Consider the following 24,834-nt stretch of genomic DNA (forward strand, 5'->3'; position numbering starts at 1 on the left):
TATTCCGGAAAATGCGATTACTGGCGGGGCTGCTGCCCCGTCAGGATCGAGATCGGCGAGATCACCGGCTCCGGCCAGGACCCGCCGACGAAAAAACTGAGGGCCGGATTGACCACGGCCGTCGCATCCGCCTGCGGCCGATCGGCCAGCGTGCCGGCCAGCGCCAGGCTTCCCGAACGATAGTGGATCATGCCGGACAGTGTCAGAAGTTTCTCCGTCCCTTCGATTTCCGCCTTGGTGAGTTCGGCAATGCCGCGGTCGAGCCGCGCTTCCAGATCGGCGCGCACGAAGTCGAAGGAGCCATCCGCAGTACTGGAGATGCTGAAGAAGGCGTTCTTCGCCGCCTGTTCCTCGAAGGCCAGGCGGTTGAAGTGGGTCAGCGTGCCCGGTCCCATGCGCAGGCGGAACTGGCCCGACATATCCGACAGCGTCGTCGCCCAGAGCGGCCGGTCCGTCGAGAGCTCGAAATCGGCCGAGCCATGGCCTGACGGCAGCGGCCCGGGCAGCGCGAGCGTGCTGACGACGGTGCCGATATCGACATTATCAAGCGACATCTGCATCTCAGCGCCGCCGCGAAAACCCTGTTCGTTGAGTGCGATGCGGCCGGTCATGCGGCCGTCGAGAAGCGTGCTGTCGCCGACGTCGAAGGACGCGCGGCCGTTTTCGATCCGCATGCCGGCGGCGAGACCCTGCAGCGAAAAGGGTGCAAATTCCGCCGTTTTCGCCGAGAGGCGCAGATCCATGCCGAATTGATGCACGAACGCGGTATCGACCGGCGTTGCGGGTTCCTTGGAGCCCAGCAACGGTGCAAAGGCCGAGAGCAGGGTCTTGAGATCGATGTGATCGAAAGCCAGCGTGCCGCCGATCTGCGGCAGGCCCTGCGGCGGCAGGTTGACGTCGAGCACGCCGGTCGCCTCGGCATTGTCGAGGGCAAGCTTCACGTCCTCCAGCTTGGCCGCGTAACCCGCCGTCGCGACCTTCGCCTCGATATTCACCGACCCGACATTGCCGATCGCGGAAATGTCCTTGCCCTGCCAGGCCAGCAGATGGGCAAGCGAAGGTGTCGAGAGCTGCATGGTGCCAGCAACGAAGGCGGCGTGCGAAAGGTTGGCCATGCCCTCGAAATTGAGCGTGGCCGGATCGGCGGAGAAGCTGGTGCGGGCATTGGCGTTGCGCCCCGCCAAGAGTGCCAGCGGCTGGTCGCAGCCGAAGGTCCAACGGGTCATCTCGCCGTTGACGATGCCGGAAAGCGAGAGGTCCATGGGCTGGCGCAGCGCCGGCCAGGTGACGATGCCGTTGATATCGGTGACGCGATAGGCAGACGTTTCGCCTGCATGGGCTATCTCAAGAATACCATCAGTGACAGTGACCGTGCCAAGGCGTTCGCTCGGCATGGCAGGGATGGCCTGCCCCTCCGGCGTTGCGGTGGTCGCATCGACTGCCTGTACCAGCCAGCCGTTGTGTTTCCAGTTGAAGGCGCCTGCCGCATTCCAGCCGACGCGCACCGTCGGGCGCACAAGTTCGAGATCGCTGAAAACAGGAACGCCGCGTACCGCACCGATCAGGTCGAAGGTCGCCGAAATCGTCTCGACGGACGCCAGTTCCTCGCTCTTGCCGTCCACCGGGCGCGTGGCGATGTGCACATTGCCGATCGTCACGCGCGGATAGGGCCAGAAGGCAAATTCCGGTTCCTTGCCGATGCGCACCTCTGCACCCGTCCAGGCTTCCAGCGTTTCCTTGATCCCCTTGCCGACGGTGTCGGTCTGGAGGAGGAAGGGAACGCCGACGCGCACCGCAAACAGCAAGGCAAGCGCGACAAGCAGACCCCGTACCAGGAGCTTCGAGCGGATGAAACGGGACAGTGTCATTCGGGCACGGATCCTCTGCCGTCAGCTCTTTCGTAGGGTTGCGCGAAGGGGATAGGCGCTCGGGAGAAAGAAATCAAATGTTGCCATGGCGGAATTGCGTTCATCGGTGCCGCGAACCGGCAGCCGGTGCTTTTTATTGCGTCGCAACATGATATACGAATGCGATGGAGTGGAGGAAAGCATGACGTCAGAATTGCCCCTGTGGGAACCTTCGGCCGACATCCTGTCAATGAGCCCGATGGCCCTGTTCATGAAGGCCGCCGGCCGCATCGCCGGTCGCGACATCACGACTTATGACGCACTTCACGCGTGGTCCGTCGAAGACCGCGCCGCCTTCTGGACGGCGATCTGGGACGAATGCGGAGCCATCGGCGAAAAGGGCGGTGTCGCGCTGGAGAACGGCGATCGCATGCTGGACGCCCGGTTCTTTCCCGAGGGCCGTCTGAACTTTGCGGAAAACCTGCTCCGGAAGAGTGGTTCTGAAGATGCCATCGTCTTCCGTGGCGAAGACAAGGTTTCCTATCGCTGGTCGTGGGACGATTTGCGCGCCCGCGTTTCGAAACTCCAGCAGGCTTTTGCCGCCATGGGGATCGGGGAGGGCGACCGCGTCGCCGCCATGATGCCGAACATGCCGGAGACCATCGCCTGCATGCTCGCCGCCGCCTCGCTCGGCGCCATCTGGTCGTCATGCTCGCCTGATTTCGGCGAACAGGGTGTGCTCGACCGCTTCGGCCAGATCGCGCCGAAGCTGTTCATCTCCTGCGATGCCTACTGGTATGCCGGCAAATTGCAGGATGTCTCCGCCAAGGTGCAGGCCGTGGCCGGCAAGCTCGGCGTGCCCGTGCTCGTGGTGCACTATGCCGGAGACGCAGACGCGCTGGCCGGTGCGCTGCCGGATGGCCGCACGCTCGACGTGTTGACCGCGGCCTACGAGGCGAAACCGCTCACCTTCGCGCAGCTGCCCTTCCGCCACCCCCTCTATATCCTCTTCTCCTCGGGTACGACGGGTGTGCCGAAATGCATCGTGCATTCGGCCGGCGGCACGCTGCTCCAGCACCTGAAGGAACACGCCTTGCATTGCGGCCTCGTGGAGGGCGACCGGCTGTTCTACTTCACCACCTGCGGCTGGATGATGTGGAACTGGCTGGTCTCGGGTCTCGCCGTCGGTGCCACGCTCTGCCTGTTCGACGGTTCGCCTTTCCATCCCGACGGCAATGTCCTGTTCGACTATGCGCAGGACGAAAAGTTTGCCGTCTTCGGCACCTCGGCCAAATATATCGATGCCGTGCGCAAGGGCGGCTTCACGCCGCGAACGACGCATGACCTCTCCAGCCTGCGGCTTCTCACCTCCACCGGCTCGCCGCTTTCGCCGGAAGGCTTCTCCTTCGTCTATGAGGGCATCAAGCCGGACGTGCAGCTCGCCTCCATTTCCGGTGGCACGGATATCGTCTCCTGCTTCGTGCTCGGCATTCCCTTGAAGCCGGTCTGGCGCGGCGAAATCCAGGGCGCAGGCCTCGGCCTTGCCATGGATGTCTGGGACGAGGACGGCCATCCCGTGCGCGGCGAGAAGGGCGAGCTGGTCTGCACCAAGGCCTTTCCCTCCATGCCGGTGATGTTCTGGAACGATGCCGACGGCGCGAAATACCGCGCGGCCTATTTCGAGCGTTTCGACAATGTCTGGTGCCACGGCGACTTCGCCGAATGGACCAGCCATGACGGCATCATCATCCATGGCCGCTCGGACGCGACGCTGAACCCCGGCGGGGTACGCATCGGCACGGCGGAAATCTACAACCAGGTCGAACAGCTGGAAGAGGTCGTCGAGGCGCTGTGCATCGGTCAGGACTGGGACGACGACGTGCGCGTCGTGCTTTTCGTACGCCTTGCGCCCGGCACGGTGCTGGACGAGGTGCTGGAAAAGACCATTCGGACGAAGATCCGCACCGGCGCATCGCCGCGCCACGTGCCGGCGAAGATCATTCAGGTAACCGACATTCCGCGCACCAAATCCGGTAAGATTGTCGAGCTTGCGGTGCGTGAGGTCGTGCACGGCCGGCCCGTCAAGAACAAGGAGGCGCTCGCCAATCCGGAAGCGCTCGACCTTTTCGCCAATCTCGCGGCACTCCAAGCCTGAGCGGCGTCGACATTAACGATTTCTTGCCGGTCGAATTAACCAATGCACGAAGATGTGAACAAAAGGTTTGTGTCGGAACGAGCCGGGTAAGGTTTTGTTAAGCCGGAATGGGGCAAGGTCGTCCCAACTTGAGCGCGCCCGATGAAGGGCGTTCCGGTCGCACCCGACCCCGATGGCATGAAGCCGTTCACCTTCGCTTTTGTTGGACAGCATTCAAACTATCGGGGCGGCTTTTGCCGCCCTTTTTTTATTTGCGCGTTTTGTCCAGCGAGCGGGACACCAGAAAGACCGGAATGAGCCCGACGGCAACGATGATGATCGCGGGGACGCCGGCATCCTCCACCTTTGCCCGCGAGGCATCCTCATAGACCAGCGTCGCCAGCGTATTGAAGTTGAACGGGCGCAGCATGATCGTTGCCGAGAGCTCCTTCATCGTCTCGATGAAGACGAGGAGGGCAGCCGTCAGCGTCGCGGGGCGCATCATCGGCAGGAGCACGGTCCAAAGCGTCTGGCTGCTGGTGCGGCCGAGCGTGCGGGCGGCCATGTCGAGATGCGGCGAGAGCTTGTGGAAGCCGGCATCGATCGTTCCCTCGGCCATCGTCAGGAACCGCACCGTGCAGGCATAGATGATGGCAAAGCCGGTGCCGGAAAGAACGAGGCCGGTCGAAATGCCGAAGTTGGCGCGCAGGAAGGCATCGACCGCGTTGTCGAAATTGGCAAGCGGAATGAGCACGCCCATGGCCAGCACCGTCCCGGGCACGCCATAGCCGAAGGAGGCGAAACGTCCGGCGGCGCTGTTGAGGCGCGAGCGGGTCGTGCGCGCGGCATAGGTCAGCAGGAAAGCGAGCAGCACGGCGACGATGGCTGTCGAGCCCGAGACGAGCACGCTGTTCCAGAGCGCCGAGAGCAGCCGCGTCGAGGCGAATTCCTCGAGCCGGCGCGTGGCGTAGCCGCCGAGTACATAAACCGGAATGGCGAAACCGATGACCGGCGGCAAGAGGCAGGCGAGGCTCGCCGCCCATTTCTTCCAGCCTTTCAACTGGAGGCGCACGGGATCGTGCACCGCGGCCGTCGTCTTCTGGCTGGCGAAGCGCTGCCGGCGGCGTGCGGCGCGTTCCACCATCATCAGGCAGACGACGAAGACCAGCATGACGCAGGCGATCTGCGCAGCCCCGGCAAGGCTGCCGCGATTGAGCCAGGTGTCGAAGATCGAGAAGGTAAGCGTCTGCACGCCGAGATATTCGACCGCGCCGATATCGTTCAGCGTTTCCATGGCGACGAGCGTCAGCCCCACCATGATGGCCGGCCGCGCCATGGGGATCTGGATTCTTGCCAAAACCTTGAGCGGCCCGGCACCGAGCGTGCGGGCCACATCCGCTGCCGCGCGGCCCTGCATGAGGAACATCGAGCGGGCGGCGAGATAGATATAGGGATAGAGCACGCTCGACAGCACGAGCATGGCGCCACCGGTGGTGCGCACTTCGGGAAACCAGTAGTCGCGGCTCGTCTGGAAGCCGAAGAGGCCGCGATAGGCCGTCTGCACCGGGCCGGTGAAGGAGAAGAACTCCGCAAAGGCATAGGCACCGAGATACGCGGGAATGGCGAGCGGCAGGACGAGCAGGCCAGACAGGACCCGGCGGCCGGGAAAGTCGCAGCTCGCCACTAGCCAGGCCGTGATGACGCCGGTGGTAGTGGTCAGTGTGGCGACACCGGCCAGCAGGATGAGCGTGCGGAGCGTCGCGCGCGGAATGACATTGCTCAGAAGATGCGGCCAGTTGTCGACACCACCCGTCGCCGCGATGACGACGATGGCGATCGCCGGCATGAGCACGATTGCCGCGGCAAGCACCGCAGAGGCGGAGAGAAGCGGATGGCGCGCCGCACCCGAGCGGCGATGCACGCGCGGCGCGCTTTCGGACTGGACCTGCAAGACGTTTCCTCGACGATGCGGCGGCCCCGATTAGAGGCCGCCGAAAGGCGTTTTGTCGGTCCTAGAGCATTTTGCCACCGAGCGAAATCACCCGCCGGTACACAAATGCGGGAGAGCGCGGATGCCGATCGCTTTCAATCCGCCAACACGCGCGGCGAGGGGAAGCTCACCTCGACCAGCGTGCCTTCGTTCGGCGTGGAGCTGATCGAGAAATTCGCCCGGTTGGCATCGACCATCGCCTTGGTCAGCGGCAAGCCGAGGCCGGTGCCGTCGCCGCGTTTGCGGGCGCCGGTCGTCACCTGACGGAAGGGCTTCATCGCCTGTTCCAGCTCGCTGCGCGTCATGCCCACGCCCGTATCGCGGATGCGCAGCACGACGCTGCCATTCGCCTCATAGGCGGTGGAAACGACGATCTGCCCGCCCGACGGCGTGAAGCGGATGGCATTCGACAGGATGTTGAGCGCGATCTGCTTGATGGAGCGCAGGTCGGCGACGATCTGCGGCACATTGTTGGAAAGCGAGGTGCGGATGATGACGCGCTGGCCGTTCGCCTGCGGCTGCACCAGCGAGACGGCCTCGGAGATCGTCTCGTTGAGGCCCACGGCAGTGAATTCGAGATCCATCTCGCCCGCCTCGATCTTGGAAATGTCGAGCAGGTCGTTGACGATATCGAGCACATGGCGGCCGGAGCGGCCGATGTCGTTGGCATATTCGATATAGCGCGGATGGCCGATCGGCCCGAAACGCTCCGTCGCCATCATGTCGGAAAAGCCGATGATGGCATTGAGCGGCGTGCGAATCTCGTGGCTGACGCGGGCGAGGAAATCGCTCTTGTGGGCGTTTGCCGTCTCGGCGGCGCGCTTGGCGCTGCGCAGTTCCTCTTCCGTGCGCTTCCACTGGGTGATGTCGCGGATGACGGCGCAGAAGCCGGACGACGAGGAGAGCCGGCCCATCGTCATGAAGAGCGGAATGAAGCCGCCGGCCGCCTCGCGACCGATAACCTCGCGCCCGTCGTTCAGCACGCTCGCGACGCCATGACCCGAGAGGCCGGCGAGATAGTCCAGCACTGCCTTCTGGCTTTCATGGGCAAACAGCATGGCGAAGGGCCGGCCGCGCGTCTCGTCTTCGTCATAGTTGAAGAGGGCGCTGGCCGAGCGGTTCATCGAGCGGATATCGCCATCCTGCCCGACGACCACAACGCCGTCGGTCGCGGTTTCAAGAATCGAGCGCAGCTCGCTGATCTCGATGCGCAGAGCGGAAACGGCAGCATTGTCGGCCGTGCGCTCTTCGGTCTCAGGGACCGGCGCGGGCGTGGTTTCGATGAGCGTCAGTGCCGGCTTTTCATGCGCGGGCGTCAGTGCCAGCATCAAGGCAGTGCCGTCTTCCCAACGAATCGACTGGAGGCGGGCGCGCACCGGGCTGGTGCTTTCGCCATCGGCATGGCGCAACGCCATCGTGCCGTCGCCGTCTTCGCTTTCCTCGTCCGGGGCGGCCAACAGAATATCGAGACCGCCGGAGGCTTCGAGGTCCTCCAGGCTGCGATAGCCGCTGAAGCGGAAGAATTCCGGGTTGGCATGGATCAGCCGGTCGCCGACATGCACGAGCAGTGCGACGGGCAGGGCGTCAACGACGGTCGCAGTGAGGCCGTAATCCATCTGTGTGCGCGGGGGCGCGATCGCCGTACGCTCGCCGACGTGCTCTTCGTTGAGAAGGTCGTCCGCATGCGGACCGACTTCGAGGCCGGGCATTTCCGTTTCGGGTTCATCGGTGTCGATGAAGATCGTTTTGGCAGCGTTGTCGTCTTCGCCGGCCTGCTCCGGAGTGTCGGCAGTGCTGGCTGCGGGCGCCTCATGCGCGGCGCCGTCGGCGGGCCGGTCCTCCGGCTTGCGCTTGCCGAAGGTCTCGCCGAGCTGGCGGGCGATCTCGCGGAAGGCCGCCTGTTCGCCGGTCGACAGGCCATCGAACAGACCGCCGCGATTGCGCCGCGTTTCCAGCTGCACGACCTTGTCGGAATGGCGGCGGTTCGGCGTGTCCACCAAGCGAAGCGCCGGGCGCTCGCCGCGGAAAGCGTCCTGCTCGTCGTCAGTGGTGACAGGTGTTTCCTCCGCTTCGACAGGCGATGCCACCTTGTCCGAGGTCTCGGTGGATTCCAGGCCCTGTTCGTCCACGACGGGTTCGTCCGCCTCGATAATGGCCTCTTCCTGTGCGGAAGACGTTTCCTCCGCCGCAGCCTCTATCGGCTCTTCGACCACGTCGGCCGGTGCGGTACCCTGTTCTTCCGTCTCGGGGGTCTCGCCCAGCGTCACGCCACGGGCATGAGCATCCTCGACGGCATCGGCGATGCGCACGATGCCGAAGCCGCGGAAACCATCGAATTCGCGGTTGCGAGAATAGGTGGGGAGGGCTGCGAGGTCGACGGGAACGACAAGCGACGTGCCCTCGACCGGCCACAAGATCGTCTTGCCGGACCATGTATCGCGGCGGCTGAGCAGATCGCCGATCTTGCCGTCGGGATCGAGATCGAAGCGTGCTGCGACATCGACGAAACGCGCGCCGGATATGGCCGACGCACGCGGGCCGACGGCCGAGGCGAATTCGTCCGAAATCTCGCTGAAACGTCCCTCCGCATCGATCTTCCAGACGAAACGGATCGGCCGACCCTGGCGGTTGAAGACAAAGCCCTGAACTGCCTGCTCCGCCTCTTCGTTCGCGACGACTGCGGTTTCATCGCCAGCTTCGGCCGCGACGTCTTCCTGCGCATCGACATTGGCATCCTCGGAGACGAGGGCCTGGATTGCCTCTTCAGGCTCTTCCAATTGCTGCGGAAGCGTCTTTGCCAGCTGTGGCTCTTCGACGGTTTCAGCCGGTTCTTCGATCTCGGCAGCGCTTTCGAGCGCAGATTCTTCGACGATCGGGACCGCTTCAATCACAGGTTCGGGCGAAGCTTCCGTCGTCTCGTCGACCGGTTCATCCTGTAGCGTGGGTACATCCACGGCGTCGGCAAAGATTTCAGCTTCCGGGGTGACGATTTCCTGTGCCGCGATGGGCTCTGCCTCGTCCTCATCCGGATCGAGATGGCCAAGGATCGTTTCGACGGCAAACAGCAGGTGCAGTGCGGGATCGCTGGAAATACGGCCGATGGCGGCGGGAAGATGGCCAAGGCCGGTGGCGACGGGGCGCTTGACGAGACGTTCGACACTGCGCCCGGCGGCCTCGACCAAAGTACGGCGCGTTTCGGGGCTGATCGCAAGCCTGTCGAAGCCATCGGAGCCGGCGATGACGGCGCCCTCTCCATCGAGCACGGCCATATGCGTATCGGGATCGTCGAAGCCAGTGAGCATGGCGGCTGCGGCCTCTTCCTGGCTCTGGCGGCCAGCGGCAACTGGCGCGCTGAACAGGATGGTCTCGTCACCGGGGCGGATGGTCACGGCCTCGACGGTGGCGGTGACGGGAACGCTGCGAAAGCCGCTGCCGATGCGCATGACGAAGCTGCGCCGGTCGCCGGGCAGGCGCAACTGTTGGGCGGTCGCGGAAAGCTGGCGGAAGGCGACGTCGCCGCGATCCGGGCCGGCATCGAGGAAATCGTAGATGTTCTCCTCGCCGAACAGCGCAGCACCCCGCCCGTTCGACCAGAGAACCCGGCTCATATCCTTGGAAAACAGCACGACGGCCTCGCCCCGCGCGAAGGGCAGGCGCACCCGCTCGTGGACGGCAACGTCGATAAAGGGATACTGCTTTGCAGACATGTTCAGGCCTGTATCTGGCTTCCGGCGTCCCGGTTTTCAATTAACGCTTTATTAATAGCCGCGCTCCCCCGGAGGGTCCAGCACCGGGGCCTGAAAGCCCGCGGCTTTCGGGCGGAAGGGTTAACGCCTCAAAGGTTTATTGTGCAGCGCACAAAATTGTTGCAATGCAAAATTGGATCGCTTATATAGAGGTCATCCAAGAACACGGCGCCTCCAGAGAGGGCCAAACCAAGGAGCGCATACCATGGCTACCAAGAAGACCGACGACGTATTCTCGATCGCTTCCATCGACCCGTCCAAGATTTCCGAGAGCTTCCGCGACTTCGCCGAAAAGGGCGCAGCCCAGACCAAGGAAGCCTATGCCAAGATGAAGGAAGCCGCCGAAGACGCGACCAAGACCGTTGAAGCGACGCTCGAAAGCGCGCAGGCCGGTTCCGTCGAACTCGGCCTCAAGGCCATCGACGCGCTGCGCACCAATGCCGAAAACTCGCTTTCGCACATGGAAGCCCTGCTCGGCGTGAAGTCCGTTGCCGAACTCTTCGAACTGCAGACCGCTTTCCTGCGCAAGCAGGCCGAAGTCGCCGTCGAGCAGGCCAAGTCGCTTCAGGAAACCTCCAAGAAGGTTGCCGAGAAGGTTTCGGCTCCGGGCAAGTCGGCCGCCGAAAAGGCCATGAAGTCCTTCAAGACCGCCTAAGCCTTGGATGGCGCGGGTTTCGACCCTGTGATAGAATGGCTGGGCGATCGTCCGGCCATTTTCGTTTGTGCGAGCCGATAAAAAACGCTTGAAAAATGGTGCGGCTGCCCGTATGTGACGCACCAAGCGCTGAAGAGGCGCCCTTGTGCGGTTGTAGCTCAGTTGGTTAGAGCGCAGGTTTGTGGCACCTGAGGTCGGTGGTTCGACCCCACTCAACCGTACCATTCCTCTCTCCTGATAAGTTGTTTCGATAGGACTTATCGGGAGAGAGGAATTTCCTCTCCCCATCCCAAACCTCATTTTCTGATTTGCACGTCGTCATGCGGACGTCGTCGTGGCGTTTTACAACAAGCGCCTCCCGAAGCTTTTACCTGGCCGCTGAAGACGGTTCTCTTGACAAATCGTAAGATTAGGTAGATCGGTCTACATGGAGATCGAGGTGAGTAATGAGCGAACGGGTACCGGCGCGGGAGCGGTTGCTGAAGGCGGCTGCGGAGCTGTTTTATCGTGATGGGGTGGGGGCGACAGGGATCGATACGATTACCGCCCATGCCGGTGTCGCCAAGATGAGCCTCTACAACAACTTCGCCTCCAAGTCGGATCTGGTGAAGGCCTATCTCGATGCGCGACTGGAAGAATGGCGCGTGCTCTACCGTGAGCGGCTCGCCAAAGCCGCAACACCGCGGGAAAAACTATTGGCTGTCTTCGATTCCTATGTCGACCATGCCGAGCTCGCCTATGGCTGGGGTTTTCGCGGCTGCGGGCTGCTCAATGCTGCGGCGGAACTTCCCGTCGGCGATGCCGGCCGGGCGACGGTCGCCTTCCAGAAGGAAGAGGTCGAGCAGCTCTTCAAGGATTACCTGCGCCAGATGAAGCCAGCTGCGGCAATCGACGAGACCGCCGAACACCTCTCCTTCGTGCTGGAGGGCGCCATGGCTCGTGCGGGTCTTGATGGCCATGACGGGCGGCTGAAGGCGGCGCGCCGGATCGCCATTTCGATCGTGGACCAGCTATGACCGTTTCCGATCTCGCGTTGCCCGTGCGCCGGCCGAACCGATTTGCCGCGCTTGCCGTTCTGATCCTTCTCGAAGCCGCGCTCGTCGTGTGCTGGAGCGCCGGCTTCATCGGCGTGCGCTTTGCCAGCGATCATGCGCCGATCTTCCTGATCCTGCTGTGGCGCAGCCTCGTGTCCGGCCTCGTGCTCCTGCCCTTCGCGCTCACCATGGGGCCGAAGATCCGGGGCAGGGATGTGCTTTTCCAGATGCTGCTCGGGGCGCTCGCCATGGCCGGTTATCTCTCGGGTTTCGCGCTGGCGATCGGGCTTGGCGTGCCGACCGGCCTCGTCGCGCTGATCACCGACATGCTGCCGCTCGCCGTCGCCTTCCTGTCCTGGCCCATCCTGGGGCAGGCGCTGACGCGGCGGCAATGGATCGGTTCCTTCATCGGCCTTGCCGGCGTCATCATCGCATCCGGCGGTTCGCTCGATTGGGGTAATGTACCGCTCTGGGCCTATGGGCTGCCCGTACTTGGTACGCTGTCACTGGCGCTGGCGACGCTCTTGCAGAAGCGCAGCGCGGTGAATGCCATGCCGGTTTACCAGAGCCTCTGCTTCCAGTGCCTCTCGGCCGCCGCGATCTTCTCCCTGCTTGCATGGCGTGAGGGTGGCGTGCTGCCGGTCATGGATCGCGGCTTCATTGGCGGCATTCTCTGGCTGGTCTTCGTCGCCACCTTCGGGGCCTGGAGCCTCTATTACCTTGCCTTGCGCAAGTCCTCGCCGGCGCGGGTGACGGCGATCCTCTATCTCAGTCCGCCGGTCACGATGATCTGGGCCTTCCTGATGTTCGGCGAGCCCCTGTCCTGGGCGATGGCGCTCGGTCTCATCGTCTCGCTCGCCGGTATCGTGCTGGTGGCGCGGGCGCGGCCGGTGCTGCACGACTAAGCGGTTGTAAACTCTTCCTTTACCACGCTTTCGGCCGGCATCCCGATTTGGCACTGTATTAGGAATCCGTTGACCAATGAATCCCTAGGGTCATCCCGTTCTCATGATGGGAACCGGTCCGCATGACGCGCCGCCGCGATGCAAATGGGGTTCTTCAAATGCACATGACGTGCGTCAAGTGGCTGGCGATTCCCGCTGGCATGATCGGGCTGTTCCTTCTCTGGCTGCCACTCAGCCTCCAGGCCCAGCTTATCTTAAGTTTCGCCGTGCTCGGCGTGATGTTCCTGGCGATGACACGCCCCGAGAACACCACCTTACGGCTCGTCACCTTCATCTTTGCCGGCATTCTCGCCATGCGCTATGCGTTCTGGCGTACCACCGAGACCTTGCCGAGCATATACGAACCGCTGAATTTCATCCCCGGCCTGATCCTCTATCTCGCCGAGATGTATTGCCTTGCCATGCTGGCGATCAGCTTCTTCATGCTGGCCGACCCCTTGAAGCGCAAGGCGCCGGAGCTCGGCGATGCGGCCGATCTGCCGACCGTCGACGTCTTCATCCCGTCCTATAACGAGGAGCCGGAGCTTCTGGCCGGCACGCTCGCCGCCGCCAAGTCGCTGCACTATCCGAAGGACAAGCTGACCGTCTATCTGCTCGACGACGGCGGCACCGAGGCCAAGCGCAATCACCGGGATCCGCGCATCTCCATCGCCGCCATTCGCCGGCACGAGCAGCTGAAGGCGCTCTGCGCTTCGCTCGGCGTGGTCTATCATGCCCGCAAGCAGAACGACCATGCCAAGGCCGGCAATCTCAACGAGGGCCTGAAGGTCTCGCATGGCGAACTCGTCGTCGTCTTCGATGCCGACCATGCGCCGGTGCGCGAATTCCTGCGCGAGACCGTCGGCTATTTCGCTAAGGACAAGAAGCTCTTCCTCGTCCAGACGCCGCATTACTTCCTGAACCCGGATCCGCTGGAAAAGAACCTCCAGACCTTCGCGCGCATGCCCTCGGAAAACGAGATGTTCTATTCGATCCTGCAGCGCGGGCTCGACAAGTGGAACGCTTCGTTCTTCTGCGGCTCGGCAGCGGTGCTGCGGCGTTCGGCTCTCTCGGCGGCGAACGGTTTCTCCGGCCAGTCGATCACCGAGGATTGCGAGACGGCGCTGGCGCTGCATTCCAAGGGCTGGCACAGCCTCTATGTCGACAAGCCGCTGATCGCCGGCCTCCAGCCGGAGACCTTCGTCTCCTTTATCGGCCAGCGCGCTCGCTGGTGCCAGGGCATGCTGCAGATCCTGATCCTCAACCGCCCGTTCCTTGCCAAGGGCCTGACGCTCTCCCAGCGCATCTGCTACGCGGGTATCAACCTGTTCTGGCTGTTCCCGCTGTCGCGGCTCGCCTTCGTCTTCTCGCCGCTGCTCTACATTTTCTTCTCGCTGGAGATCTATCAGGCGAACATCCTCGAATTCGCCTCCTATGCGGTGACCTATCTCATCGGCTCCTTCGCCATGCAGAGCTATCTCTATGGCCGCGTGCGCTGGCCTTGGGTTTCCGAGCTCTATGAATATGTCCAGTCGGTGCTGCTCTTCGGCTCCATCGTCTCCGTCGTGCGCAACCCGCGCAAACCGACCTTCAACGTGACGGCCAAGGGCCAGACGCTCGACCGCAGCATGCTCTCGCCCTTGGCACGGCCCTATTTCATCATCTTCTTCGTCCTTCTCGCGGCCGCCCTTTATTCCGGCTACCGCTTCCTGACGGAGCCGGTCGCGACCGAGCTTCTGACCATCGTCGCCGGCTGGAACCTCATCAATCTCGGCCTTGCCGGTGCCGCCCTCGGCGTCGTCGCCGAACGCCGCGAGCTGCGCCGCAACCAGCGCCTGCCGGTCAAGCGCCATGCCCTGATGAAGGTCGATGGCAAGCTAAAGAACATCATCATCCAGGATGCATCCTCGGGCGGCATCTCGGTGGAGTTCGTCGAACAGGCACCGGCGATCGATCTCGATACGCCGCTGGAAGCGACGATCCAGCTGCGCCGCGCTGGCCAGATCATCGCCTTCGACGTGATCTCCCGCTCCAGTCGCGGCGAGGGTGAAGGCGCCGTCTATGGCTTCGCCTACAAGGAGCGCACGCCGGAAACCTTCATGGCCATCGCCGAACTGATGTTCTCCGACCAGGCGGTGTTGCAGGAGCGGCTGTCGCGCCGCCAAATCCGCCGCAGCTTCTTCTGGGGCACCTCGCGCTTCGCGCTGTGGAGCATCCGCGAGACGCTACGAGCACTGCGCTACTCCGCCGGCCTCATCCGTGAGGGGTCCGTCACCTCCGTCGCCGACGCGCCGATTACCGTCAAGGACAATAATGCCCAGATCCCCGGCCGCGCCGCCGAGCTGCCGCCGGTCCTCACAGGAGCCCAGGCCTATGGCTAAGACCCCTCTTCTTGGAACGCTGGGCCTTGCCCTCCTCATCGCCTCGGCCGGTGCCGGCCGGGCGGAAGGGCTGGTTGCCGATGCCGTCAAGCCGTTGCTGGAAGGCACCACGCTGTCCGGTACGGCACTCTCCGGCGGCCTGCTGCCGCAACCGGCCGACGTGAAGGACGAAAAGGCGCAAGCCGTCACAGCTGGCGCCATGCTCGTGCCCTTCGAGCAGTCGGCGGACGCCTATACGCTGTCGGGCGAGGACGATGTCGCGACCTTCACCTTCGCGCTCGACGGGCCGCAGGTCTCGGCCGGCGGCACGCTGAACCTTGCCTATGTCAATGCCGTCTCGGTGCTTCCCGATACGGCGAAGATGGATATCGAGATCAATGGCCGCGATGCCGGCAGCTTCGCCATCGCCTCGCCGAACGGCGTGCTGACCGAGAAGATCGCCGTCGCCCCGGAGCTTCTCAAAGCCGGCCGCAATGTGGTGCGCGTGCGCGCCCGCCAGCACCATCGCGTCGATTGCGCGCTGGATGCCACCTATGAGCTCTGGACGAAGCTCGATCCCGCGCAGAGCGGCTTCGCCACGGCGGCGTCCTCGGCGTTTACGGATTTCGACAGCCTGCTGTCGGTTCGCCGCAACGCCGCGCACCGTACGGATGTGCGTATCGTCGTGCCCGGCGCATTGAGTGCCGAAGCGCTGAACGAGGTCGCGCCGGTCCTGCAATCGCTGATCCTCTTCCTCAACCGCGACGATGTGACGGTCTCGGTGGGTGACAAGCCGGGCACCGGGCCGGGCATCGATCTTGTCATGGCCATGGACCGCGCCGGCGCTGCCACGCTCGCGAAGCTCGGCATTGCCAATGCACCGCGCGGGCTCTCCGTCCAGGCTAGCACAGAGGCGGACCGCGCACGCGTCGTGCTGCGCGCCGCCAATCTCGGCGATATCAATGCCGCGGTACTCTCAGCCGTGAAGGGGCCGATGGCCGATGGCCTGAAGTCGGGCATCTTTGAAAAGGGCAGGGGCGCTCTCGTCGTCGATGCGGGCGAACGGCGCCTGCTGAAGGAGACGGGTTACGAGACCCGCGTCTTCTCCGGTCGCCTGTCGCGCACCGATTTCACCGTCGACATGCCCGCCGATTTCTATCCGGCGGAATATGCCACGATCGACCTTCGCCTCCACGCCGCGACCTCGCCGGGGCTGGAACAGACCGCGCAGCTTCTCGTGCGCGTGAACGACAAGGTCGTGAAGAGCTATCCGTTCCGCAATCGCGAGGGCGAACAGTTCGACGGCAAGCGCATCGAGTTGCCGCTGCGCGCCTTCCATCCCGGCGCCAACCGCGTCGAACTGCTGGCTGAGCTGCCGACAGCCGCCGATGCCGCCTGCCGGCCGGAAGAGCGCGACGATGGTAAGCCGCGCTTCATCCTGCTCGACACGACGGCGATCGAGGTGCCAGCGCTGGCGCGTATCGGCCGGCTGCCGGATCTCGCGGCGCTTGCCGGCAAGGCCTATCCCTATGGCGGCGGCAAGCCGTTCGACCTGGTGATCGACCGTGCCGACGGCCAGTCCGCGGCCGCCGGCCTCACCATGCTGTCGCGCCTTGCCCTTTCCGCCCGCGCCCCGCTGACGGCGAAGATCGCCATCGGTGTCCCCTCCGAAGGTACCGGCCGCGATGCGCTCGTCGTTTCCTCGCAGAACGATTTTGCCGAACTCGGCACATCCGGCAAGGCGGCCTTCCCGGATGCAGACGAGGTCACGGCCTCCGTCGCCGATCTTCTGAAGCCCGATCAGGTACAGACGGCGTCGGTTTCCGACGGTGCCGCCGGCACTGGCAACGACACTGCCGACCTGTTGCAGGCCTTCCACAATTCGACGGCGGCCGAGGAGGATGAGCTGTCCTTCGGGTCACGCGCGCAGCTGTGGTTCTCAGCCGCGTCGCGCAGCTTCGGCCGCTGGCTGAGCTATGAGGGTGACAACACGGCGCGGGTCGCACCGCACGGCGAGGGGGCATTGGTGACGCTATCGCAGATGCGCTCGCCCGACGGCCTTGCCACCTGGACGGTGATCCAGGCGAACTCGCCGCGTGATGTCGATGCCGGTGTGCAGCGGCTCGTTGAGCCTGCCGTCTGGCGCGACCTGCAAGGCGGCACGGCGACCATCGAGACGGCAAGCCTGTCGCTGGTCAGCCTGCCGGCCGCCGATCGCTATGTCGCCGATCTCGCCGATCGCAGTCCCGGCAACCTGCGCCGCGTCGCGGCCGCCTGGTTCTCCGATAATTTCCAGATCTATGTGGTGCTCGTGCTTGCCTGCCTCGGCCTCTTCGCCGTCTGGCTTGGCCTGACGGTGCCGCGCAAGGGCGTGAGGTCCGATCGATGAGAACACCGCTTTTCCTCACCGCGCTGCTGCTCGGTTCCTCGGCGCTCTCTCCGCTCGCGCTGGCGGAAGAGGCCAAGTCCGGCCCCGGCGAAGTTGAACTTGCCGCGCTCTATTATTATGCCGAACAGAAGCAGCAGGACCGGCTCGAGGCCGAGACCAACCGGCTGCGGCTGAAATATCCCGATTTCGTCGTACCCGCCGATGTCTATGCGCCGGTGGCGCAGCAGGTGGATGAAACCGCGCTCTGGGCGCTCTATGAGAAGAACGATTTCGTCGGCATCGCCGCCGAAATCGGCCGCCGCCAGATGGAAAATCCGCAGTGGAGCCCGAGCGAGGATTTTTCCGGCAAGCTCGCCCGCCGCAAGCAGCGCGTCGAGATGATGGCCGCCACCGCGCGCAAGGATTGGATGGGCGTCATCGAGGCGGCCAGGACGCTGGACCCGTCGACCGAAACCGAGGTCGATCTCGTCTGGATGTTGCTCGACGCCTATGCCGAAACGGGCGCCAAGGACGCGCTGACGAATACCTATCGCGGCCTGCTCTTCCGCGAGGGCGACAAGCGCCTGCCGGATGCACAGATCCTGACCACGCTGCAGAAGTCGACGCGCGATTTTTCCTCGGACGATGTACGCAAGGCGATGGGCGTGCTCGCCACCTCGCCTCTGTTGCAGGCCGGTCTCCAGCCGGTCGAACTCGACCTGACGCGCAAGGACGTCGCCGATTTCAACGCGGATGAAAAGCGCCAAACGCCCATCGCCGAAGGGGAGGTCGCCAAGCTGCGCGCGGTGGCCGAGAAGGGGGATCGCCTCGAGGATCTGTCGCTGCTCGGCTGGTACGATCTGAAGCTCAAGGTGCCGGAAAATGCAGAGCGCTGGTTCAAGGCCGCCCTTGCCAAGCGACGCGACGAGGAGAACGCCAAGGGCCTCTATCTCTCGCTTGCCGCTGAAAACAAGCAGGAAGAGGCCTATGCGGTCGCCGAGGGTTACATCGTGGAATTTTCCGACGATCCGGAATTCCTGATGAATGCGCTGTCGCTGCGCTTCTCGAAACCCGACCAGCCGGATGCCGATGTGAAGACGGTGACGGCCTATAGCAATGCCATCCTTGCGACATCCGACGCCGACCATGCGGAAATCCTCGCCTGGTACGCCTATAATTCCAGCCAGTTCGAGGCCGCGAAGGCGTGGTTCGAAAAGTCGCTGGATTGGGAAAGCGCGCCCGTGCGCGTAAAGGGGCTGGCTCTGAGCCTGCTGCGTCTCGGCGCGAAGAAGGACTATGCCGCGCTGGAGGATGAATACCGCGAGATCTATCCGGAGATCTGGGCCGAGATAAAGGTCGCCACGCCCCCGAAGGGCCGCCGCAGCGTGGCCGTCGACATGCCTGATACCACCGCGTCGTCCACCGGCGGTGGCGGGGCGGGCTACCTCGCACATTTCAAGGCCAAGCGCTACAGCGCCTGCGTCAAGGATGTTTCCGCCCAGGAGGCGCGCGGCAAGGTTTCGGCCGATGCCATGCTGATCAAGGGCTGGTGCTATCTCGAACTCAGCCGCCTGGCCGATGCCCGCAACGCTTTCGAAGCCGCGCTGAATAACAGCCGCACGCAACAGGATGCCGCCTATGGTGCCGCCCTTACGCTGCTGCGCGGCCGCCTGACGGACGATGCCGAAGCCATGGTCGCGACCTATCCGATGTCGGAGAAACGCGAGCGTGAGGTTCGGGCCGAAATCTACTGGCAGCGCGCCCGCTCGGCCTTCGATCATAAGCAATACCAGAAGGTTCTGGACGCGCTGAACGCGCGCGCCAGCCTCGTTGCCGAACCGGCGGACCTCAGCCAGCTGCGTGGCTGGTCCTATTACCATCTCGGCAATCGCGCGCAGGCCCAGGCCGTCTTCGCCCGCCTGAACATGCAGTTCTACGATCCGGCGACGGCCGTTGGCCTTTCCGCATCCACCGTCACCCTGCGATAGGATCCTCATGCGCTGGCTCATTCCTGCCATTCTGCCTCTTCTCGTCGCCGGCTGCGCTTCCACCGTGCCCGATCCCTTTCTGGAGACCGGCGCCATTCATCCGGATGCGCCGCCAATCTCCACCGAGGTCTCGCCGGATTTCGCCGTCGCCTACCTGCCCTTGGTGTCGGGCCGGATTCAAAGCGTGCGCCAGACGGCGCGTAGCGGTTTCTTCGAGCAGGCCATCGTCTATTCCAACGCCACGGCTTCCGCGGGTGAGAACGTGCTGACGGTGCGGGTCGGCCAGCCCTCCGAGGGCGTGACCTTCCTACATGCGCCGACACGCCGCGCCATCGTCGCCGAGATGAGACAGGCGCTGCCCCGCGTCGCCATGCGGATCAGCGATGTGCCGGGCCAGAACGGGCAGGGCGTTTATGGTTATGCGACCGGCCTACTCGGCAGGTCCGGCAGCTGCCTCTACGCCTGGCAGTTCGCCAAGCGTGTTTCAGCCGAGCGCGTCGGCGCCTATGCGGCGCAGGTGCGCCTGCGCTTCTGCCATCCGACGATGTCGCAGGAGCGCATCGCCGCCGTCATGGGCGGATTGCGCATGAAGCCGGTGACGCGCAACACGTTCGATATGCTGCAATATGCCGGCGGCAGCGGCTATTCGCAGAGCCAGCCCGTGCTCGTTCGTGCGGACCCGGTCGTGTTGGTCGATGACAGTGTCGAGATTGAGCCACGCCGCACGCCGAAGCGCCGTGTGACGGTGGAGGAGACGTCGGCGGAGGAGCGGGTCGTTATCCGCAATGCTGCGCGCGTTCCTCTGCCGGGTGAGGAGAAGGTGAAGGTCGCCGTTTCCGGCGAGACAGTCGAGAAGCCCAAGACAAGGGCGAAGAGCGCGCTGGTGCCGATGCCGGGAACCGTGGCGCTCAACGCGGAGTGATCTTCACAGAAAGATGGCGTGCTCCTGCCGCACGAGTTCCTGCACGAATTCGGCGACGGTGCGCACGCGGGTGAGGTCGCGCGCACTTTCGTGCCACGTCGTCCAGTAGGCGCGGCGGATCGTATTGCCAGGCAGAACGCGCACCAGCTCCGGATATTGCCGGGCGATATAGTCATGTAGGATGCCGACGCCGGCGCCGGAGCGCACGGCCTCCGTCTGGCCAGTGGCGCTGGAGATCTCGAAACTCGCGTCCCAGCTGCGCATGATCTCGCCGGTGAAGTTCAGTGAGGCCGTGAAGATCAGGTCCTCCACATAGCCGACACGCCGGTGGGCCTTCAGGTCCTCGACGGTCTCCGGCGTGCCATTTTCCTGGAGATACTCGCGCGAGGCGTAGAGGCCGAGCGTATAATCCGTCAGCTTCGATGAGACGAGGCGGCCCTGTTCAGGCCGCTCGAGCGTGATGGCGATATCGGCCTCGCGCTGCGAAAGCGAGAAGGAGCGGGGCACGGGCACGAGCTGGATTTTCAGTTCCGGGTGCCGCGCTGTCAGCCGCCCGAGGCGCGGCGCGAGGAAGGAGACGCCAAAGCCGTCGGGTGCGCCGACCCGCACGGTGCCGGCGACGGCGGTGTCGATCCGGCCGATGCTCGCCTGCATCGCCAGCATCTCCGTCTCCATCCGCTCGGCCGCCCGCAAGAAGGCTTCGCCCTCGGCGGTGAGGTCGCAGCCATTGGTGCGGCGGATCAGCAGACGGGTTTTCAGCGCCTCTTCCAGCGCGCTGACGCGGCGGCTGAGCGTCGCGTGGTTGACGCCGAGGCGGCGGGAGGCGGCGAGGATCTGGCCGGTACGGGCGACCGCCAGGAACAGCCGTGCATCATCCCAGTTCATGGCATCTCCGACTTTAATTTTTGCACAACGGTTCCTTACAGGAGGTGATTGTGTTGTGCAAATTGAAGTGCGATCATGCCTCTCATAACCACGGAGGACTTCCCAATGTACCAGATCGGACACTTCATCCACGGCAAGCAGGTGCCCGGCACCAGCGGCCGCACCGCCAACGTCTTCAACCCGGCGACGGGTGAAGTCCAGGCACAGGTCGCGCTTGCCAACGACGCCGATCTGCAGGCCGCTATCGACAGCGCGCTTTCCGCGCAGCCGAAATGGGCCGCGACGAACCCGCAGCGCCGCGCCCGCGTCTTCATGAAGTTCGTCGAACTCCTCAACAAGCACATGGACGAACTGGCCGTGCTGATCTCGAAGGAGCACGGCAAGACGGTCGAGGACTCGAAGGGTGACGTCATTCGCGGCCTGGAAGTCTGCGAATTCGTTATCGGCATTCCGCATCTCATGAAGAGCGAATTCACCGAAGGCGCCGGCCCGAACATCGACATGTACTCGATCCGCCAGCCGGTCGGCATCGGTGCGGGCATCACGCCGTTCAACTTCCCGGGCATGATCCCGATGTGGATGTTTGCGCCCGCCATTGCCTGCGGCAATGCCTTCATCCTGAAGCCTTCGGAGCGCGACCCGTCGCTGCCGATCCGCCTTGCCGAGTTGATGATCGAAGCCGGCCTGCCGGCAGGCATCCTTAACGTCGTCAACGGCGACAAGGGTGCAGTCGACGGCATCCTGGCACATCCGGATATCGCCGCCGTTTCCTTCGTCGGCTCCACGCCGATCGCTCGTTACGTCTATGGCACGGCTGCTGCCAACGGCAAGCGCGCCCAGTGCTTCGGTGGCGCCAAGAACCACATGATCATCATGCCCGATGCCGATCTCGACCAGGCCGCAAACGCCTTGATGGGCGCCGGCTACGGTTCGGCCGGCGAGCGCTGCATGGCGATCTCGGTTGCCGTCCCGGTCGGTGAGGAAACCGCAAACCGCCTTATCGAAAAGCTCACCCCGATGATCGAGAGCCTGCGCATCGGCCCGTACACCGATGACAAGGCTGACATGGGCCCCGTCGTCACCAAGGAAGCCCAGACGCGCATCCTCAGCCTCATCGACAAGGGCGTCGCGGAAGGCGCCAATCTCGTTGTCGACGGCCGCGGCTTCAAGCTGCAGGGCTATGAGGATGGCTACTTCGTCGGCGGTTGCCTGTTCGACAACGTCACGCCTGATATGGAGATCTACAAGACCGAAATCTTCGGCCCGGTCCTTTCGGTCGTTCGCGCCAAAAACTACGAGGAAGCCCTCGACCTGCCGATGAAGCATGAATACGGCAACGGCGTTGCGATCTATACCCGTGACGGCGACGCAGCTCGCGACTTCGCAAGCCGCATCAATATCGGCATGGTCGGCGTCAACGTTCCGATCCCGGTTCCGCTTGCCTACCATTCCTTCGGCGGCTGGAAGTCCTCGTCCTTCGGCGATCTGAACCAGCACGGCACGGACTCAATCAAGTTCTGGACCCGCACCAAGACCGTGACGAGCCGGTGGCCGTCGGGCATCAAGGACGGTGCCGAGTTCGTCATGCCGACGATGAAGTGATCCTCCTGAAGGATCGAACAAGGAAGGGCTCCCGCAGGGAGCCCTTTTTGCATTGCCAGTTTTTTGTGCTTTGCGAAGAATAGGCCGCAAGTGCGGTCCGTTACCCCCGAGTGCTTTTTGTATTTTGAAGGGGGCAACCATGTCTTTGGCAGGATCGCCGCAACCCGCAGGGCAGGCGGGCGGCTTTCATCGCGTCACATTTACCGGCCGCGCGTCGGAATATTTCGGCATCTGGATCGTCAACGTGCTCCTGACGATCCTCACGATCGGCATCTATTCGGCCTGGGCGAAAGTCCGGCGCAACCGCTATTTCTTCGGCAACACCGTGCTGCTCGGCCGGTCCTTCGAATATCACGCCAGGGGCCTGCAGATCCTTATCGGCCGGCTCATCGTTCTCGGCGCCTTCGTTGTGCTGAACGTCATCGCCGCCGTCGTGCCGATCCTCGTTCTCCTGCCGACCCTCGTCGTCCTGATCGCCCTGCCATGGCTGGTTGCCAAGGGCCTGCGCTTCAGCGCGCGCGTCACGAGCTATCGCAATGTGCGCTTCGATTTCGTCGGCGGTGCGGGCGGAGCCTTCAAGGCCTTCATCCTCGGCGGTCTCCTTGCCGTTATTACGCTCGGCATCCTCACGCCGCTCGCCAGCCGCTGGGTCTCGCGCTATATCGGCTCGAACCTGCGCTATGGCGGCAAGGCCTTCGAGACGGATCCAAAGCTCGGGCCGCTCTACAAATCCTGGCTCCTGTCGTTCCTGATCGCCATCATCGGCCTTGGCATTGTCGCCCTTCTCGTCGTCGCCAATATCTCGCTCATCCTGCCGATGATCGAGACGCCCGGCTCGCTGACGCCGGAACAGCAGATCCCGCTCGTGATCAGCGCGGTCATCGGCTATATCGTGCTCTTCACAACCATGGGCATTGCCGGCCTGTTCTATCGGGCGGGCGTGCGCAATATCGCCTGGTCGGCAACGACCTTCGACGGCAAGCATCAGCTGTTGAGCGACCTGTCGCGCACGCGCTACACCTGGATTGCGATCAGCAACGTCATCGTCACGCTGCTCACCCTCGGCCTGATGCGGCCCTGGGCGGCGGTACGCATGGCGCGCTATACGTTCGAGCATACCGGCATTACCTTCACCGGCGATGTCGGCGAATTGTTCAGCGCGCTGGAGGCTCAAGGGTCGGCCGTCGGTGCCGAATTCATGGACTTTGAAGGCTTCGACTTTGGCTTCTGAGACTGCGACCATTGCCGGCGGGGCCATCGCCAAGGGAGATTGGCACCCCGCCGGGTCCAGCCGTTCTGTCGAGGCGTGCCTCGTCGAACGGGCCGGGGAGATTGCCGCGCTGCCGGCGGGGGGCGAAAAGCCGCTCGCCGGCGCCGGTCTCTCCTGGGTCGAGATCTCCGGCCGCGTCGGCTCCATTCCGCGCCGGGTGACTTTTCCGGACGGCTCCGTTTTCGAGACTTGGGACAATGACGGCATCGACCGGTATCTGGCCGCGCACGGCAAGGGCGGTGCAGGGCTCGTGCACTGGCTGGAGCAGTTTCGCCTGCGCCTGATCGTCATCGTGCTGGCAGCCTTTGCGCTCGGCAGCATCGTTTACCGCTGGGGCGTGCCGGCGCTTGTCGAGGTCGCCATCCTCACCACGCCGCCCATCGTCCCGCAGCTGATGTCGCAAGGCACCTTGCAGGCGCTCGACAAGACCACCTTCTCGCCGACGAAGCTCTCGGCGGAAAAGCGCGACGAGATCGCCGACGGTTTTGCGCGCATCGCCGCCCAGTCGCCGCGGGGCGCAGGCGCCTACAATCTCAATTTCCGCGACGGCGGCTTCATCGGGCCGAATGCCTTTGCGCTGCCGGACGGCACGCTCGTCGTCACCGACCAGCTCGTCGAAATGGCGGGCAAGGACACGGAGATGATCGTCGGCGTGCTCGCGCATGAAATCGGCCATGTCGAACTCGAACACAGTCTCCGCCAGCTCTACCGTGCCGCCGGCATGACGGGTCTCATCATGCTGATTGCCGGCGACGTCGGCTCCAGCGTGGAGGATGTGCTGATGCAGGGTGGCGGTCTCCTGGCGCTCTCCTACTCGCGCGACGCCGAGAGCGCCGCCGACCGTCGCTCTGTCGAGCTGATGGCGAAAGCTGGTTACGACCCGACGGCGATTGCCCGCTTCTTCTCACTTCTGGAAGAGAAGCTGGGCGACAAGTCGAATACCAGCCTGCTCTCTACCCATCCCGGCACACCGCAGCGCAGGAAGGATATTACGGATTACGCGCGGATCATCTCCGGCCAGTCGGATCCGGATTTGCAATAGGTCGAGGTACCGGGCGTGAAATGAAAACGGCGGCTCGAGAGCCGCCG

General features: G+C 63.9%; 15 protein-coding genes and 1 tRNA gene. 12 read left to right on the forward strand and 4 right to left on the reverse strand.

Annotated elements, in window-relative coordinates:
• Positions 1 to 17: 17 nt before the first annotated feature.
• Positions 18 to 1,868, reverse strand: a complete 1,851-nt coding sequence (locus D0Y60_RS07465; protein ID WP_117368287.1) for an AsmA-like C-terminal region-containing protein — start codon at positions 1,866 to 1,868, stop codon at positions 18 to 20.
• Positions 1,869 to 2,049: 181 nt separating this feature from the next.
• Here D0Y60_RS07465 and D0Y60_RS07470 point away from each other — a divergent pair, with 181 nt between their 5' ends.
• The gene (locus tag D0Y60_RS07470; RefSeq protein WP_117368289.1) at positions 2,050 to 4,002 is read left to right on the forward strand and encodes an acetoacetate--CoA ligase; all 1,953 of its coding nucleotides are present in this window, start codon (positions 2,050 to 2,052) and stop codon (positions 4,000 to 4,002) included.
• A gap of 247 nt (positions 4,003 to 4,249) precedes the next feature.
• Here D0Y60_RS07470 and D0Y60_RS07475 read toward each other — a convergent pair whose 3' ends face one another.
• The gene (locus D0Y60_RS07475) at positions 4,250 to 5,827 is read right to left on the reverse strand and encodes an iron ABC transporter permease (protein WP_117368475.1); all 1,578 of its coding nucleotides are present in this window, start codon (positions 5,825 to 5,827) and stop codon (positions 4,250 to 4,252) included.
• 239 nt (positions 5,828 to 6,066) lie between these two features.
• Complete coding sequence (locus tag D0Y60_RS07480) at positions 6,067 to 9,678, reverse strand: ATP-binding protein (protein WP_117368291.1); 3,612 nt, start codon at positions 9,676 to 9,678, stop codon at positions 6,067 to 6,069.
• 244 nt (positions 9,679 to 9,922) lie between these two features.
• Between D0Y60_RS07480 and D0Y60_RS07485 the strand changes: the two genes are divergently transcribed.
• The 8 genes from D0Y60_RS07485 (at position 9,923) to bcsN (ending at position 19,988) form a co-directional block, all read left to right on the forward strand.
• Positions 9,923 to 10,372, forward strand: a complete 450-nt coding sequence (locus tag D0Y60_RS07485) for a phasin (protein WP_117368293.1) — start codon at positions 9,923 to 9,925, stop codon at positions 10,370 to 10,372.
• Positions 10,373 to 10,519: 147 nt separating this feature from the next.
• Positions 10,520 to 10,596 (forward strand) — tRNA-His (locus D0Y60_RS07490).
• Positions 10,597 to 10,818: 222 nt separating this feature from the next.
• On the forward strand, positions 10,819 to 11,388 hold the full coding sequence (locus D0Y60_RS07495) for a TetR/AcrR family transcriptional regulator (RefSeq protein WP_117368295.1): 570 nt from the start codon (positions 10,819 to 10,821) through the stop codon (positions 11,386 to 11,388).
• Positions 11,385 to 12,311: a DMT family transporter gene (locus D0Y60_RS07500; protein WP_117368297.1), complete on the forward strand. Its 927-nt coding sequence runs from the start codon at positions 11,385 to 11,387 to the stop codon at positions 12,309 to 12,311. The genes D0Y60_RS07495 and D0Y60_RS07500 overlap by 4 nt, the downstream gene beginning before the upstream one ends.
• A gap of 158 nt (positions 12,312 to 12,469) precedes the next feature.
• Complete coding sequence (gene bcsA / locus D0Y60_RS07505) at positions 12,470 to 14,731, forward strand: UDP-forming cellulose synthase catalytic subunit (protein ID WP_245409107.1); 2,262 nt, start codon at positions 12,470 to 12,472, stop codon at positions 14,729 to 14,731.
• The gene (locus D0Y60_RS07510) at positions 14,724 to 17,099 is read left to right on the forward strand and encodes a cellulose biosynthesis cyclic di-GMP-binding regulatory protein BcsB (protein WP_158565418.1); all 2,376 of its coding nucleotides are present in this window, start codon (positions 14,724 to 14,726) and stop codon (positions 17,097 to 17,099) included. Before bcsA ends, D0Y60_RS07510 begins: the two co-directional genes overlap by 8 nt.
• Positions 17,096 to 19,066 (forward strand): hypothetical protein, encoded by a 1,971-nt coding sequence (locus tag D0Y60_RS07515; protein ID WP_117368300.1) that lies wholly within the window; start codon positions 17,096 to 17,098, stop codon positions 19,064 to 19,066. The genes D0Y60_RS07510 and D0Y60_RS07515 overlap by 4 nt, the downstream gene beginning before the upstream one ends.
• 7 nt (positions 19,067 to 19,073) lie before the next feature.
• Entirely contained in the window at positions 19,074 to 19,988 is a 915-nt protein-coding gene (bcsN, locus tag D0Y60_RS07520; RefSeq protein ID WP_117368302.1) for a cellulose biosynthesis protein BcsN, read from the forward strand.
• A gap of 3 nt (positions 19,989 to 19,991) precedes the next feature.
• On the opposite strand, the gene D0Y60_RS07525 is transcribed toward bcsN, so the two are convergent.
• Positions 19,992 to 20,873, reverse strand: coding sequence for a LysR family transcriptional regulator (locus D0Y60_RS07525; RefSeq protein WP_117368304.1), 882 nt, complete (start codon positions 20,871 to 20,873; stop codon positions 19,992 to 19,994).
• A 105-nt stretch (positions 20,874 to 20,978) separates the two neighbouring features.
• Here D0Y60_RS07525 and D0Y60_RS07530 point away from each other — a divergent pair, with 105 nt between their 5' ends.
• The 3 genes from D0Y60_RS07530 (at position 20,979) to D0Y60_RS07540 (ending at position 24,787) form a co-directional block, all read left to right on the forward strand.
• A complete protein-coding gene (locus D0Y60_RS07530; protein ID WP_117368306.1) occupies positions 20,979 to 22,475 on the forward strand; it encodes a CoA-acylating methylmalonate-semialdehyde dehydrogenase in 1,497 nt (498 codons plus the stop codon).
• 139 nt (positions 22,476 to 22,614) lie between these two features.
• Complete coding sequence (locus D0Y60_RS07535) at positions 22,615 to 23,706, forward strand: DUF898 family protein (protein WP_117368308.1); 1,092 nt, start codon at positions 22,615 to 22,617, stop codon at positions 23,704 to 23,706.
• Positions 23,696 to 24,787 (forward strand): M48 family metallopeptidase, encoded by a 1,092-nt coding sequence (locus D0Y60_RS07540; RefSeq protein ID WP_245409108.1) that lies wholly within the window; start codon positions 23,696 to 23,698, stop codon positions 24,785 to 24,787. Before D0Y60_RS07535 ends, D0Y60_RS07540 begins: the two co-directional genes overlap by 11 nt.
• Positions 24,788 to 24,834 lie beyond the last annotated feature (47 nt).

This window comes from Shinella sp. WSJ-2 (genome assembly GCF_003432075.1).
In the GTDB taxonomy this organism is placed as follows: domain Bacteria; phylum Pseudomonadota; class Alphaproteobacteria; order Rhizobiales; family Rhizobiaceae; genus Shinella.

What these genes read in the sequence shown, in the direction of transcription:
- D0Y60_RS07470 (WP_117368289.1), top strand. Translation starts at nt 2,050, where the DNA reads ATGACGTCAGAATTGCCCCTGTGGGAACCTTCGGCCGACATCCTGTCA.
- D0Y60_RS07525 (WP_117368304.1), bottom strand. Translation starts at nt 20,873, where the DNA reads ATGAACTGGGATGATGCACGGCTGTTCCTGGCGGTCGCCCGTACCGGC.
- D0Y60_RS07515 (WP_117368300.1), top strand. Translation starts at nt 17,096, where the DNA reads ATGAGAACACCGCTTTTCCTCACCGCGCTGCTGCTCGGTTCCTCGGCG.
- D0Y60_RS07465 (WP_117368287.1), bottom strand. Translation starts at nt 1,868, where the DNA reads ATGACACTGTCCCGTTTCATCCGCTCGAAGCTCCTGGTACGGGGTCTG.
- D0Y60_RS07535 (WP_117368308.1), top strand. Translation starts at nt 22,615, where the DNA reads ATGTCTTTGGCAGGATCGCCGCAACCCGCAGGGCAGGCGGGCGGCTTT.
- bcsA (WP_245409107.1), top strand. Translation starts at nt 12,470, where the DNA reads ATGCACATGACGTGCGTCAAGTGGCTGGCGATTCCCGCTGGCATGATC.
- D0Y60_RS07530 (WP_117368306.1), top strand. Translation starts at nt 20,979, where the DNA reads ATGTACCAGATCGGACACTTCATCCACGGCAAGCAGGTGCCCGGCACC.
- D0Y60_RS07510 (WP_158565418.1), top strand. Translation starts at nt 14,724, where the DNA reads ATGGCTAAGACCCCTCTTCTTGGAACGCTGGGCCTTGCCCTCCTCATC.
- D0Y60_RS07500 (WP_117368297.1), top strand. Translation starts at nt 11,385, where the DNA reads ATGACCGTTTCCGATCTCGCGTTGCCCGTGCGCCGGCCGAACCGATTT.
- bcsN (WP_117368302.1), top strand. Translation starts at nt 19,074, where the DNA reads ATGCGCTGGCTCATTCCTGCCATTCTGCCTCTTCTCGTCGCCGGCTGC.
- D0Y60_RS07485 (WP_117368293.1), top strand. Translation starts at nt 9,923, where the DNA reads ATGGCTACCAAGAAGACCGACGACGTATTCTCGATCGCTTCCATCGAC.
- D0Y60_RS07480 (WP_117368291.1), bottom strand. Translation starts at nt 9,678, where the DNA reads ATGTCTGCAAAGCAGTATCCCTTTATCGACGTTGCCGTCCACGAGCGG.
- D0Y60_RS07495 (WP_117368295.1), top strand. Translation starts at nt 10,819, where the DNA reads ATGAGCGAACGGGTACCGGCGCGGGAGCGGTTGCTGAAGGCGGCTGCG.
- D0Y60_RS07475 (WP_117368475.1), bottom strand. Translation starts at nt 5,827, where the DNA reads ATGCCGGCGATCGCCATCGTCGTCATCGCGGCGACGGGTGGTGTCGAC.